This window comes from Pseudomonas sp. GGS8, assembly GCF_024168645.1.
GTDB lineage: Bacteria > Pseudomonadota > Gammaproteobacteria > Pseudomonadales > Pseudomonadaceae > Aquipseudomonas.
Genome location: NZ_JALJWF010000001.1, coordinates 3,804,064 through 3,816,372, shown reverse-complemented (window position 1 = coordinate 3,816,372; position 12,309 = coordinate 3,804,064). Strand labels below are relative to the sequence as shown.

General features: G+C 58.9%; 15 protein-coding genes. 12 read left to right on the top strand and 3 right to left on the bottom strand.

Annotated elements, in window-relative coordinates:
* Window positions 1-4: 4 nt before the first annotated feature.
* A complete protein-coding gene (gene prmB, locus J3D54_RS17325; protein WP_028941057.1) occupies window positions 5-913 on the bottom strand; it encodes a 50S ribosomal protein L3 N(5)-glutamine methyltransferase in 909 nt (302 codons plus the stop codon).
* A 238-nt stretch (window positions 914-1,151) separates the two neighbouring features.
* Here prmB and J3D54_RS17320 point away from each other — a divergent pair, with 238 nt between their 5' ends.
* The 5 genes from J3D54_RS17320 (at window position 1,152) to J3D54_RS17300 (ending at window position 3,934) form a co-directional block, all read left to right on the top strand.
* A complete protein-coding gene (locus J3D54_RS17320) occupies window positions 1,152-1,742 on the top strand; it encodes a cysteine hydrolase family protein (protein ID WP_253420558.1) in 591 nt (196 codons plus the stop codon).
* Between the two features lie 131 nt (window positions 1,743-1,873).
* Window positions 1,874-2,194, top strand: a complete 321-nt coding sequence (locus tag J3D54_RS17315) for a hypothetical protein (RefSeq protein ID WP_253420545.1) — start codon at window positions 1,874-1,876, stop codon at window positions 2,192-2,194.
* A gap of 86 nt (window positions 2,195-2,280) precedes the next feature.
* The gene (locus tag J3D54_RS17310) at window positions 2,281-2,838 is read left to right on the top strand and encodes a Smr/MutS family protein (RefSeq protein WP_007940819.1); all 558 of its coding nucleotides are present in this window, start codon (window positions 2,281-2,283) and stop codon (window positions 2,836-2,838) included.
* Between the two features lie 77 nt (window positions 2,839-2,915).
* A complete protein-coding gene (gene folE / locus J3D54_RS17305; protein ID WP_007988130.1) occupies window positions 2,916-3,461 on the top strand; it encodes a GTP cyclohydrolase I FolE in 546 nt (181 codons plus the stop codon).
* A gap of 101 nt (window positions 3,462-3,562) precedes the next feature.
* Window positions 3,563-3,934, top strand: a complete 372-nt coding sequence (locus J3D54_RS17300; RefSeq protein ID WP_253420543.1) for a glutathione S-transferase N-terminal domain-containing protein — start codon at window positions 3,563-3,565, stop codon at window positions 3,932-3,934.
* 191 nt (window positions 3,935-4,125) lie between these two features.
* On the opposite strand, the gene J3D54_RS17295 is transcribed toward J3D54_RS17300, so the two are convergent.
* Window positions 4,126-5,292 (bottom strand): PLP-dependent aminotransferase family protein, encoded by a 1,167-nt coding sequence (locus J3D54_RS17295; protein WP_253420541.1) that lies wholly within the window; start codon window positions 5,290-5,292, stop codon window positions 4,126-4,128.
* 82 nt (window positions 5,293-5,374) lie between these two features.
* On the opposite strand from J3D54_RS17295, the gene J3D54_RS17290 reads away from it, so the two are divergent.
* The 3 genes from J3D54_RS17290 (at window position 5,375) to J3D54_RS17280 (ending at window position 8,128) form a co-directional block, all read left to right on the top strand.
* Window positions 5,375-5,821 carry a MarR family winged helix-turn-helix transcriptional regulator gene (locus J3D54_RS17290; protein WP_253420539.1) on the top strand — a complete coding sequence of 149 codons (447 nt, stop codon included), beginning with the start codon at window positions 5,375-5,377 and terminating at the stop codon, window positions 5,819-5,821.
* A 288-nt stretch (window positions 5,822-6,109) separates the two neighbouring features.
* Window positions 6,110-7,429, top strand: coding sequence for an NCS2 family permease (locus J3D54_RS17285; protein ID WP_239077723.1), 1,320 nt, complete (start codon window positions 6,110-6,112; stop codon window positions 7,427-7,429).
* Window positions 7,430-7,501: 72 nt separating this feature from the next.
* Window positions 7,502-8,128, top strand: coding sequence for a LysE family translocator (locus tag J3D54_RS17280; RefSeq protein ID WP_253420537.1), 627 nt, complete (start codon window positions 7,502-7,504; stop codon window positions 8,126-8,128).
* 201 nt (window positions 8,129-8,329) lie between these two features.
* Here the strand turns inward: J3D54_RS17280 and uraH are convergent, their stop codons facing one another.
* Window positions 8,330-8,683, bottom strand: a complete 354-nt coding sequence (gene uraH, locus J3D54_RS17275; RefSeq protein WP_253420535.1) for a hydroxyisourate hydrolase — start codon at window positions 8,681-8,683, stop codon at window positions 8,330-8,332.
* A gap of 433 nt (window positions 8,684-9,116) precedes the next feature.
* Between uraH and puuE the strand changes: the two genes are divergently transcribed.
* The 4 genes from puuE to J3D54_RS17255 all read left to right on the top strand — a co-directional run bounded on the left by puuE (window position 9,117) and on the right by J3D54_RS17255 (window position 12,269).
* Window positions 9,117-10,043: an allantoinase PuuE gene (gene puuE, locus J3D54_RS17270; protein ID WP_253420532.1), complete on the top strand. Its 927-nt coding sequence runs from the start codon at window positions 9,117-9,119 to the stop codon at window positions 10,041-10,043.
* A complete protein-coding gene (gene uraD, locus J3D54_RS17265) occupies window positions 10,040-10,555 on the top strand; it encodes a 2-oxo-4-hydroxy-4-carboxy-5-ureidoimidazoline decarboxylase (RefSeq protein WP_253420529.1) in 516 nt (171 codons plus the stop codon). The genes puuE and uraD overlap by 4 nt, the downstream gene beginning before the upstream one ends.
* 88 nt (window positions 10,556-10,643) lie before the next feature.
* On the top strand, window positions 10,644-11,639 hold the full coding sequence (alc, locus tag J3D54_RS17260) for an allantoicase (protein WP_253420526.1): 996 nt from the start codon (window positions 10,644-10,646) through the stop codon (window positions 11,637-11,639).
* 126 nt (window positions 11,640-11,765) lie between these two features.
* Window positions 11,766-12,269 carry an ureidoglycolate lyase gene (locus J3D54_RS17255; RefSeq protein WP_018925187.1) on the top strand — a complete coding sequence of 168 codons (504 nt, stop codon included), beginning with the start codon at window positions 11,766-11,768 and terminating at the stop codon, window positions 12,267-12,269.
* The last annotated feature ends 40 nt before the right edge of the window (window positions 12,270-12,309 follow it).

Sequence of the window (12,309 nt, the reverse complement as noted above, 5' to 3'; positions counted from 1 at the left end):
CAGGTCAGACGCGAGAAGCGAACAGCGCCTGATGATCGCGGCACTGCTCCGCTGTCAGCATGAACACCCCATGCCCACCGCGCTCGAACTCCAGCCAGGCGAAATCGACTTCCGGGTACAGCGCCTCGACGTGAACCTGGCTGTTACCCACTTCGACAATCAACAAACCCTTCTCGGTCAGATGATCCGCCGCTTCGGCGAGCATGCGGCGTACCAGGTTCAAACCGTCGTCGCCACAGGCCAGGCCCAGCTCGGGTTCGTGTTGATATTCGTCCGGCATGTCGGCGAAATCTTCCGCATCGACGTAAGGCGGGTTCGACACGATCAGGTCGAAACGTTGCCCTGGCAAACCATCGAAACCATCACCCTGAACGGTGAACACGCGCTCGTCGACACCGTGGCGCTCGATGTTCTGGTTAGCCACTTCCAGCGCTTCGAACGATAGGTCGGCCAAAACCACTTCTGCATTCTGGAACTCATAGGCACAGGCGATGCCGATGCAACCGGAACCGGTGCACAGGTCGAGAATGCGTGCAGGTTCGGCACCGAGCCACGGCTCGAAACGCTTTTCGATCAGCTCGCCAATCGGCGAACGCGGGATCAGTACGCGTTCGTCGACGATGAATGACAAGCCACAGAACCAGGCTTCGCCCAATAGGTAAGCGGTCGGAATGCGTTCTTCGATACGGCGCTTGAGCAAGCGCTGCAAATTGACCAGCTCGTCATCTTCCAGACGGCAGTCCAGGTAGCTGTCGGCGATTTCCCACGGCAAGTGCAGTGCCCCCAACACCAGTTGACGGGCTTCGTCCCAGGCGTTGTCGGTCCCATGGCCGAAAAACAGATCCTCCCCATGGAAGCGGCTGACGGCCCAACGGATATGGTCACGCAGGGTACGAAGTCGGGAAGTGATCACGGGGTAAACTCCAGAAAAAACGACTGACGATTCTAACAGCCAAAAGGCGCCGCGACGACGCAGGAAAAACACCGGATCAGATGTAGGACTCTTCTATTTTTTCAGCAGGCTATTGAACAGAACGAGTATCTTGACGAGGCTGCGAGCCAACAACGGCGGTGCCTACGATGGTAGCGATTCACAGAAGCGCTCAGCCAGAGGACAATGTCGCAAAAGCCCCACCCGAAGGAGCCCCAGAATGTCCGTTCCAAAAACGATGTTTCAACTCAGCGGCCGTGGTTATGCAGCGGCCAATCTGGGTCACGCGACCCTTGTCATCATCGATGCCCAGAAAGAATACCTCAGTGGTCCTCTCGCCCTGAGCGGCATGGATGCTGCCGTCGCGAACATCAAAAACCTGCTGGCTGCTGCCCGTGCAGCCGGTCGGCCGATCGTGCACGTGCGTCACCTCGGCACCGTCGGCGGGCTGTTCGATCCTCAGGGCGAACGCGGTGAGTTCATCCCGGGCCTGGAGCCACAGGGCGACGAAACCATCATCGGCAAGTTGCTGCCAAGCGCGTTTCACGGCACCGAATTGTACGATCGCTTGCAACAACTGGGCTCGCTCGACCTGATCGTCTGCGGTTTCATGAGTCACTCCAGCGTCAGCACCACCGTGCGCGCGGCGAAGAACCTGGGCTTTCGCTGCACCCTGGTGGAAGACGCCTGCGCGACGCGGGATTTGCCTTGCAAGGGCGGGATCCTCAGCGCCGAACACGTTCAGCAGACCGAAATGGCGATCATGGCGGACAACTTCGCTACCCTCGCCCTGACCCGCGATCTGATCTGATCGACCGTCGATGAGCGGCCCATACCGCCGCTCATCCGCAAAAGCCTCTCATTTGCCGTAATTGCCCTAGCCTCAGGAACATCCCGGTCAACTCCCGGTCGAAGGGCCGATACCCATTGAGGAAGGTCGGAATGAAGTTATCCGATGGTTTTGATGCACGCCGCTTGCGGCCCAAGGGCCAACGCAACTGGCGATTTCGTTTCGGCGCAGCGTTCGCTGCCCTGCTGGCAATGTGCGGTGTATTGCTGGCGATGGCCGGCGCGGCCAGCCTGTTGGGGCGGCCACCGGCGTTGGGCGAGTTGAATGCCAGCCCGCTGGGCTCGTCGATCATTTTGGCGGTGGGCCTGTTCGTGCTGTACCTCGGCGTGTTGCTATGGCGCCGCTGCCGTCGCCGTTCGCGCCAGTCGCGAGAGCTGAACATGGCCCCGCACCTGATGAAAAAACACGACTGAATCAAAGGCCCGGCGTTTTGACGGGCCTCAATTGTTATGGATAGCGCTCCGACTTGGGTAAACTGCCCCCCTTCGCGGAGGCTGACATGCAAGACGACGATTTTTCCCTGTTCAAAAGCGCGATCCAAGGCGTCAAGCCGATCAAGCACGATCGCGCCGAAACCGGCAAACCCAAGGCCGACCGCGCGCAAATCGCCAAGTTGCGCCAGGCTGCCACCGTGCGCACCGATGCCACCACGGTTGACGGGCTGTCCGATCAGTTTGTGATTGATGTCGGCCCGGAAGACGAGCTGATGTGGGCGCGCGACGGTGTTCAGGAAGGCCAGATGCGCAAGCTCAAGATCGGACAGATACCGTTCGAAGGCAGCCTCGACCTGCATGGCATGAACGTGGAAAAGGCCCGTGAAACCCTCTGGGCGTTTCTGGCTGAAGCAACCAAATTCGAAATCCGCTGCGTGCGCGTCACCCACGGCAAAGCCGTGCGGCTGGACGGCAAGCGGCCGATGATCAAGAGTCACGTCAACACTTGGCTGCGTCAGCATCCACAGGTGCTCGGCTTCACCTCCTGCCAGCCAAAACATGGCGGCGCCGGAGCAGTTTATGTGATGCTCAAACGAACCATGATGGAAGGTCGCGACGAGTAAAGCTGTCGCTTCACGCTTGCAGCGCCGTGTTTGCCACCGTACCCTTGACCTTTGCGTAAAATCCCACAGGTAGTTTCATGTCCCTGGAACAGAATTACACCGCGATTCTCGGCCAATTGGGCGAGGACGTGTCCCGCGAGGGCCTGCTCGACACGCCAAAACGTGCCGCCAAAGCCATGCAGTACCTCTGCCGCGGTTATGAGCAGACACTGGAAGAGGTCACCAACGGTGCCTTGTTCAGCTCCGACAACAGCGAGATGGTGCTGGTCAAGGACATCGAGCTCTACTCGTTGTGCGAGCATCACCTGCTGCCGTTCATCGGCAAGGCGCATGTTGCCTATATTCCGAGCGGTAAGGTCTTGGGCCTGTCGAAAGTCGCGCGGATCGTCGATATGTACGCCCGTCGCCTGCAGATCCAGGAAAACCTCAGCCGGCAAATCGCCGACGCGGTGCAGCAAGTCACCGGCGCCTTGGGCGTGGCTGTGGTGATTGAGGCCAAGCACATGTGCATGATGATGCGCGGCGTGGAGAAACAGAATTCGACGATGATCACCTCGGTGATGCTCGGTGAGTTCCGCGAAAACGCGGCCACCCGCAGCGAGTTTCTCAGCCTGATCAAGTAATTCGCAGCACGAAGAAAACCGGCACTGATCGCCGGTTTTTTTTCGCCTGCGAAAAATCAGGTAAGCTGCGCGCCTTCTGTTTGCCCTGAGAGACTTATACCGTGTTCGTCAAAGCGCTTCGTGTCGGCCTCGGCCAACTGATCATCTTCATCGACTTCATCACCCGTCCAGGCAAGAAGCAGCGCCCCGCCGCCGCTCAGGCCCAGGTCGAAGCGGCCGCCAAGGACCTGACGCTGTATCAGTTCCACGCCTGCCCGTTCTGCGTGAAAACCCGCCGCACCCTGCGTCGCCTGAACGTTCCGGTGGCCTTGCGCGATGCCAAGAACAGCGAACAGGATCGCCAGGCCCTGCTGCAGCAAGGTGGCAAGATCAAGGTGCCGTGCCTGCGCATCGAAGAAAATGGCCAGACCACCTGGATGTATGAGTCCAAGGTGATCATTGATTATCTGGATAAGCGGTTTGCTGCGGTCTGATGGTTTTGTGGTGTTTCGACCGGCGCCATCGCGGGCAAGCCCGCTCCCACAGGGATTTGTAGAGTAAATGGGATCTGTGTTTAAAACAGATCCACTGTGGGAGCGGGCTTGCCCGCGATGAGGCCAGAACAGCCACCACAAACTTCAGACAAAAATAAACCGGCCCATGGCCGGTTTATTTGTTTCTGCCGTCAGGCTGCTTCTGCCGCCTGGGCCTGACGCACCACCGCCGCCAATCGCTTGAGCCCTTCGTCCAGCCGCGCCGGGTCGATGTGGCTGAAGTTCAGCCGCAGATGACCGAGATTATTGTCCGGCTCAGGAAAAAACGGTTCGCCCGGCATGAACGCCACATCGGCTGCCAGCGCAGCCTTGAGCAACGTGCGGGTATCCAGCGGCTGCTTGAGCGTCAGCCAGAAAAACAGCCCGCCCTGCGGCACATTCCAATCCGCCAGATCGCAAAAGTGCCTTTCAAGTGCTGACTGGAACGCATCCCGACGAACCCGGTAGAAGTCCCGCAACTCGCTCAGGTGCTGCTGATATTTTTCAGTGCCGATCCATTGCAGCGCTTGCCACTGCCCGATGCGGTTGGTGTGCAAATCGGCCGATTGCTTGAGTCGCAACAAATGCGGAAACAGGTCCGCACTGGCAATCAGATAACCGACCCGCAGGCCCGGCAGCAGGGTTTTCGACACGGTGCCGGTGTAGATCCAGCTGGCCTTGGTCAAGCGGCTGACGATCGGCGTGGCCCTGCCGCCGTCGAAGGTCAGTTCACGGTAAGGTTCGTCTTCGATCAGGGTCACGCCGAATTCGTCGAGCAACGCTGCCACCGCGTCGCGCTTGGCTTCGCTGTAACGCACCGCCGACGGATTCTGAAACGTCGGAATCAGATAGATGAACGCTGGCTTGTGTTGTTCCAGACGACTGCGCAGTTGCGCCAGATTCGGGCCATCGGCCTCCAGCGAGACGGTAATGCAATCGGCGCCAAACAGCTGAAAAATCTGCAACGCCGCCAGGTAGGTCGGCGCTTCGAGCAGGATTTCGGTGCCTTTGTCGATGTGGAGCTTGGCCGCCAGATCGAGGGTTTGTTGCGAACCGCTGACCACCAGCACCTGACTCGCCTCGCACGGCACGCCCAACGCCCGGGCTTCGGCCGCCAACGCTTCACGCAGTGCCGGCTCGCCTTCGCTCATACCGTATTGCCCCATGGATAGCGGCATGTCCGCCCACTCGACTTTCGGCAGCATGGCTTCGGCCGGCAAGCCGCCGGCGAACGACATCACTTCCGGGCGCTGGGCGGCAGCGAGGATTTCACGGATCAAAGAACTTTTAAGGCGCGAGACACGTTCGGAAAAAGCCATGGGGGTCACCGGTAGCGAGGCCTGAGGAAAATGAGTCAAACTGATTGACCTAAATTATGACAGACCGAGCGGATACGTCAATATGCTTGACCTTAAAAACCCCAGCACTCAGCAACAGGCCATGGAAGCATTTTTCTTCGGCTACCAGGCCTTCACCGCCAAGGCTGATGAAATGCTCGAACGCCGCGGCTTGAGTCGGGTGCATCAGCGCATCGTGTTTTTTATCGCGCGTTATCCGAACCTGAGTGTCAAGGAGTTGCTGGCATTGCTCGGCGTGACCAAGCAGGCGCTGAACATTCCGCTACGGCAGTTGGTGGAAATGCATTTGGTGAACAGCGTCGCGTCCGAGACCGACAAACGTAAGCGGTTGTTGGAACTGACCGTGGAAGGCGCACGGTTCGAGCAGTCGTTGCGACGCGAGCAGGTGAAATTGCTTGAGCGGGTGTTTGCCGAAGCTGGGGAGACGGCGGTGAATGGGTGGTTGGCGGTGAATCTGGCGCTGGGGAAAACCCAAGCGCTCGCAGACTGAGCCTTAACCGATCGTTCCCACGCTCTGCGTGGGAACGATCGTCTACCACACACCTCCTGGCGATATATCCCTATTGCCAAACTTTTCGTCGACAATATCAAAAACATTATTTGCTTTATTTGTATACAAAAGCATAATTCGCTTCGTGCGAGTTCCTGACCATTAAGTCAACAAATTCGCAAGTACCTCAAAGGGTCGCTGCCACCCTCATGGGTCCGGCCCTGGAAATAACAATAAAACTCTTGAGGAGTACTCGCTGTGGAAAGCCGCAAATCCGAAGCCTCGACGCTGGAACTCTCGCCGCCATTACGCAATGGCTGGCTGGAGCGCATTTTCAAACTCAGCTTGCATGGCACCACGGTGAAGACCGAGCTGATCGCCGGTCTGACAACCTTCATCACCATGGCCTACATCATCTTCGTCAACCCCAACATCATGGCCGACGCCGGGATCGATCACGGTGCCGCGTTCGTGGCCACCTGCATCGCCGCCGCGCTGGGCTGCCTGTTGATGGGCCTGTACGCCAACTGGCCGGTAGGCCTGGCGCCGGGCATGGGCCTGAACGCGTTCTTCACCTACACCGTGGTCGGCACCATGGGCTACAACTGGGAAACCGCTCTCGGCGCGGTGTTCGTGTCCGGTGTGTTGTTCATGTTCCTGACCTTTTCCCGGATTCGCGAATGGTTGCTCAATAGCATTCCCGTGAGCCTGCGCTTTGCCATGGGCGCGGGTGTGGGCCTGTTTCTGGGGCTGATCGGCCTGAAAACCTCGGGCATCGTCGTCGATAGCCCAGCCACTCTGATCAAGCTCGGCTCCCTGCGCGAGCCTGGCCCGCTGCTGGCTGCCATCTGCTTCCTGATGATCGCCGTGCTCAGCTACCACAAAGTGTTCGGCGCGATTCTCATCAGCATCATCACCGTGACCCTCGCCGGCTGGGGCCTGGGCCTGGTGCACTACGAGGGCATCATGTCGGCCCCGCCAAGCCTGGCACCGACCTGGATGGCCATGAACATCGCCGGCGTGTTCAACGTCAGCATGATCAGCGTGGTGTTGGCCTTCCTCTTCGTGCACATGTTCGACACGGCCGGCACCTTGATGGGCGTCGCCCAGCGCGCCAACCTGGTGAACGCCGACGGCCGGATCGAAAACCTGTCCCGCGCCATGAAAGCCGACAGTGCTTCCAGTGTTTTCGGGGCTGTGGTGGGTGTTCCGCCGGTCACCAGTTACGTGGAAAGTGCCGCTGGCGTGGCGGCTGGTGGTCGGACTGGTCTTACCGCTGTGACCGTAGGTGTGCTATTTATTGCCGCAATGTTTTTCGCACCGCTGGCTGGCATGATCCCCGCTTATGCAACCGCCGGTGCGCTGATTTACGTAGCGATGCTGATGATGGGCGGCATGGCGCACATCGAGTGGGACGAAGCGACCGACAGCATTCCGGCGATCGTCACCGCGATCATGATGCCGCTGACCTTCTCGGTCGCCGACGGTATCGCGCTGGGCTTCATCACGTACGTAGCGCTGAAGGCCGGCACCGGTAAGTACAAGGAAATATCCGTTAGCCTGTGGGTGCTCTGCGCGATCTTCATCGCCAAGTTCATCTTCTTGTAAGCGTCACGCGGTACGCGTTTCAAACCAGCCTCACCCCGTCGGGTGGGGCTTTTGTACATAGGGAGGAAAGTGATGAGTCTGGAAACCTGGCTGCTGTTCAGCGGCGCTGCGCTGGTGGTGATCCTGATACCGGGGCCACTGTCTTTACTGATGATCAGCAACAGTTTGAATTACGGGTTACGCCGTTCTTACCCGGCATTTCTCGGGGGCGTGTTTGCTTCGATCTGCCTGCTCAGCGCTTCGGCGCTCGGCTTGGGTGCGTTGCTGCTGGCGTCGGAACAGCTGTTCAGCGCCCTGAAAATCGTCGGCGCGCTGTACCTGTTCTACCTCGCCTGGCAGAGCTGGCAGCAATCGCGTCAGCCATCCCAAAGTGCCGAAGTGCCCCAGGCTGCGCCGGTGCCACGCTTTCGTGCACTGTTCGGGCGCGCGTTCATGCTCGGTGCCAGCAATCCGAAAGACATTTTGTTCTTTGCCGCGTTTCTGCCGCAGTTTTTGAGTGGCGAACAACCGTTCCTGCCGCAGTTGCTGGTAATGATTGCCACCTGGACCGTGCTGGATCTGCTGTGCAAGCTGGCTTATGGGCTGGGGGCTCATGGCGCGGCTCGGTATCTGCGCAGTGGCAAAGGGCAGAGCTGGTTTAACCGGGTGAGTGCCGGGTTGTTCAGCGGCGCAGGTGCGGCGTCTTTGTTGAGTCGTTAAGAGCAAAAGCATCGCGGGCAAACCCGCTCCCACAGGTCCTGTGAACGCCACAGCTCACTGTAGGAGCGAGGCTTGCCCGCGAAGACGTCATTAGCAACACCACATTTCCAAAAGCAAAAAAAAGCCCGCAGTGTGAGCGGGCGAAAGACCAAAGAAGCTATATGCGCAGTCGCTTCCAGGTTGAGGCAGCTGCTTGGGGGATCAGCTGCCGCGATACGTGGAATAGCTGTACGGCGAAATCAGCAACGGCACGTGGTAGTGATCCTGTTCGGCAGAGAGGCCGAACCGCAGCACCACCACGTCGAGGAACGCAGGCTCAGGCAACTGAACGCCACGGGCGCGGTAGTAATCGCCCGCATGAAATTGAAGCTGATAGACCCCGGTACGGTAGTCATCGCCTTGCAGCAACGGCGCGTCGACCCGGCCGTCGCTGTTGGTGAGCGCCGTGCCGACCAGTTCCAGCTGCGAGCCTTCAACGCGGTACAGCTCGACCTTGATCGAACTGCCCGGGCAACCGTGTGCAGCGTCCAAAACGTGTGTAGTCAAACGTCCCATTGATTCTGCGCGCCTGCCTGCGTGGAGCAGTCAGACCTCGCGCCTCCCGAAGTCAGTTGAAAAGGAGACCGCACCGTTTCGGAGCACGAAAAGTTGCGGCGAGCGATTGATTAAGACATTTTTCAAAAAAATTGTACACAATAAAAACGACATTTTTACTGCCACCAACGTCATTCAGGTTTTGCAGGCGAATCTTGCGCCGAACCATAAGATCAGTGGACCTTCCATCCATTAGCTGACCATTCAGGCAGGTTTCTTGCAGTACTCTCTAATGAGGGTAATCAGTGAAAAATGCAAAAAATCAGGCTTACAAAATGAATATAAAGTTGTATACAATCATTCCATCGCTGTGACGCCAGCCTGCCCTCTCATCGCCAGGCCGCCACACACCCTGACTTTGAATGAGTCGACACGAACAAGAAGGAAGACTGCAGTGAGCGCTGACTACCCACGCGACCTGATCGGTTACGGCAGTAACCCTCCTCACCCACACTGGCCGGGCAATGCCCGCATCGCCCTGTCCTTCGTGCTCAACTACGAGGAAGGTGGCGAGCGCAATATCCTTCACGGCGATAAAGAGTCCGAAGCCTTCCTCTCGGAAATGGTCTCGGCGCAGCCGCTGCAAGGCGAGCGCAACATGAGCATGGAATCCCTTTACGAGTATGGCAGCCGTGCCGGCGTCTGGCGGATTCTGAAACTGTTCAAGGCATTCGACATTCCGCTGACCATCTTCGCCGTGGCCATGGCCGCCCAGCGTCACCCGGACGTGATCCGCGCGATGGTCGAGGCCGGCCATGAGATCTGCAGCCACGGTTATCGCTGGATCGACTACCAGTACATGGACGAAGCTCAGGAACGCGAGCACATGCTCGAAGCGATCCGCGTCCTCACCGAAATCACCGGCGAGCGCCCACTGGGCTGGTACACCGGTCGCACCGGCCCGAACACCCGTCGGCTGGTGATGGAAGAAGGCGGTTTCCTCTACGACTGCGACACCTACGATGACGACCTGCCGTACTGGGAACCGAACAACCCGACCGGCAAGCCGCATTTGGTGATCCCGTACACGCTGGACACCAACGACATGCGCTTCACCCAGGTTCAGGGCTTCAACAAAGGCGACGATTTCTTCGAATACCTCAAAGACGCCTTCGACGTGCTGTATGCCGAAGGCGCCGAGGCACCGAAGATGCTGTCGATCGGCCTGCACTGCCGGCTGATCGGCCGTCCGGCGCGCCTGGCCTCGATCAAACGCTTTATCGAATACGCTAAAAGTCATGAGCAGGTGTGGTTCAGCCGCCGCGTCGACATCGCTCGCCACTGGCACGAAACCCACCCGTATCAAGGGGCTGCCAAATGAGCCACTTCCAAACCCTGAAGCCATCGACTTTGAGCCGTGACGCGTTTGTCGCCGCCTTCGCCGACATCTACGAACACTCGCCATGGGTGGCCGAAAAGGCCTTCGACCTGGGCCAGGACGCTTCGATCGACGAGATCGAAACCCTGCACCAGCGCATGAGCGACATCCTGCTCAGCGCCGATCACGCCAGCCAACTGGCCCTGATCAACGCGCACCCCGACCTGGCAGGCTTTGCTGCCGTCCAGGGCCAACTGACCGAAGCCAGCACGAATGAACAGGCTGGCGCCGGTATTCACCAATGCTCGAGCGATGAGTTTGAACGCTTCACCGAGCTGAACGACGCCTACAAAGCCAAGTTCAAGTTTCCCTTCATCATGGCGGTAAAAGGCAGCAACCGGCATCAGATCCTCGCGGCGTTCGAAACGCGCATTCACAACTCGGTCGACACTGAATTCAAATGCGCGCTGGCGCAGATCAACAAGATCGCGTTGTTCCGATTACTGACCCTATAGCAAGCCTGGCCCGACGTTGACGAACGCAAAAAACGCCCCGGGCCCCGCAAGCATCCCAAGCCAACTTATTTAAAGGCAGACAAGAAGAATGAAAGCTTACGCCGTACCTTTCGAGAAGTTCGTCAACCTGGCCGACGCCCGTCTGGGCACCAAAATCATCTCGGTCACCGATGACTGGTTCGCAGACGCCAACCGTCTGTTCCAGCCGACACCGGCCGTGTGGAAGGAGGGAGTGTTCGATGACAACGGCAAGTGGATGGACGGCTGGGAGTCGCGCCGCAAGCGCTTCGAAGGCTACGACAGCGCGGTGATCCGTCTGGGCGTACCAGGCTCGATCAAAGGCGTGGACATCGACACTTCATTCTTCACCGGTAACTACCCGCCATCGGCCTCCCTGGAAGCCTGCTTCCTGGCCTCGGGCGAGCCCGACGAAAACACCCAGTGGACTGAAGTGCTGTCGGCCGTCGAACTGCAAGGCAACAGCCACCACTACCACGAAATCAATAACGACCAGGCATTCAGCCACCTGCGCTTCAACATCTATCCGGATGGTGGTGTGGCCCGTCTGCGCGTGTATGGCATTCCATTCCGCGACTGGTCGGCGGTCGGTGACAATGAACAAGTCGACCTGGCTGCCGCCCTGAACGGCGGTCGCGCCCTCGCCTGCTCCGACGAACACTTCGGCCGCATGAGCAACATCCTCAACCCGGGCCGGGGCATCAACATGGGCGATGGCTGGGAAACCGCACGTCGTCGTACCCCGGGCAATGACTGGGTGATCGTCGCGCTGGGCCATGCCGGTGAAGTCGAGAAAGTCATCATCGACACCCTGCACTTCAAGGGCAACTACCCGGACAGCTGCTCGATCCAGGGCGCGTTCGTGAAGGGCGGCACCGACAGCCAGATCGAAACCCAATCGCTGTTCTGGCGCGAACTGCTGCCAAGCCAGAAGCTGGAAATGCACGCCGAACACACCTTCGCCGAGCAGATCAAGGCGCTGGGTCCAATCACCCACATCCGCCTGAACGTGTTCCCGGATGGCGGTGTGAGCCGCCTGCGGGTATTGGGCAAGGTAGCGAAATAAGGGTAAACCCAATCGCGGGCAAGCCCGCTCCCACAGGTTTTGCGAACGCCACAATTCATGTGGGAGCGGGCTTGCCCGCGATGGCGATAGAACAAACAACACAGAATTTTGGATAAGAAGACCAGCATGCGCACATTGACGATTGAACCGCTGACCAAAGAAGCCTTCGCCCCTTTCGGTGACGTGATCGAAACCGACGGCAGCGATCACTTCATGATCAACAACGGTTCGACCATGCGCTTCCACAAACTGGCGACGGTGGAAACCGCCACGCCAGAGGACAAGGCGATCATCAGCATCTTCCGCGCCGACGCGCAGGACATGCCCCTGACCGTGCGCATGCTGGAGCGCCATCCGCTGGGCAGTCAGGCGTTCATTCCGCTGCTCGGCAACCCCTTTCTGATCGTGGTCGCGCCACTTGGCGATGCACCTGTATCAGGCTTGGTCCGCGCCTTCGTCACCAACGGCAGGCAGGGCATTAATTACCATCGCGGCGTCTGGCACCACCCGGTGCTGACGATCGAAAAGCGGGATGACTTCCTGGTGGTTGATCGCAGTGGCACAGGCAACAACTGCGATGAGCATTTTTTCCAAGAGGATGAGTGTTTGATCCTCGCCCCCCACCAATAAGAGAAGAGTCCGATCACTCGACAACAGAGTGACGGGCGAG

What these genes read in the sequence shown, in the direction of transcription:
- J3D54_RS17320 (WP_253420558.1), top strand. Translation starts at nt 1,152, where the DNA reads ATGTCCGTTCCAAAAACGATGTTTCAACTCAGCGGCCGTGGTTATGCA.
- J3D54_RS17315 (WP_253420545.1), top strand. Translation starts at nt 1,874, where the DNA reads ATGAAGTTATCCGATGGTTTTGATGCACGCCGCTTGCGGCCCAAGGGC.
- J3D54_RS17310 (WP_007940819.1), top strand. Translation starts at nt 2,281, where the DNA reads ATGCAAGACGACGATTTTTCCCTGTTCAAAAGCGCGATCCAAGGCGTC.
- folE (WP_007988130.1), top strand. Translation starts at nt 2,916, where the DNA reads ATGTCCCTGGAACAGAATTACACCGCGATTCTCGGCCAATTGGGCGAG.
- J3D54_RS17295 (WP_253420541.1), bottom strand. Translation starts at nt 5,292, where the DNA reads ATGGCTTTTTCCGAACGTGTCTCGCGCCTTAAAAGTTCTTTGATCCGT.
- J3D54_RS17290 (WP_253420539.1), top strand. Translation starts at nt 5,375, where the DNA reads ATGCTTGACCTTAAAAACCCCAGCACTCAGCAACAGGCCATGGAAGCA.
- J3D54_RS17280 (WP_253420537.1), top strand. Translation starts at nt 7,502, where the DNA reads ATGAGTCTGGAAACCTGGCTGCTGTTCAGCGGCGCTGCGCTGGTGGTG.
- uraH (WP_253420535.1), bottom strand. Translation starts at nt 8,683, where the DNA reads ATGGGACGTTTGACTACACACGTTTTGGACGCTGCACACGGTTGCCCG.
- uraD (WP_253420529.1), top strand. Translation starts at nt 10,040, where the DNA reads ATGAGCCACTTCCAAACCCTGAAGCCATCGACTTTGAGCCGTGACGCG.
- alc (WP_253420526.1), top strand. Translation starts at nt 10,644, where the DNA reads ATGAAAGCTTACGCCGTACCTTTCGAGAAGTTCGTCAACCTGGCCGAC.
- J3D54_RS17255 (WP_018925187.1), top strand. Translation starts at nt 11,766, where the DNA reads ATGCGCACATTGACGATTGAACCGCTGACCAAAGAAGCCTTCGCCCCT.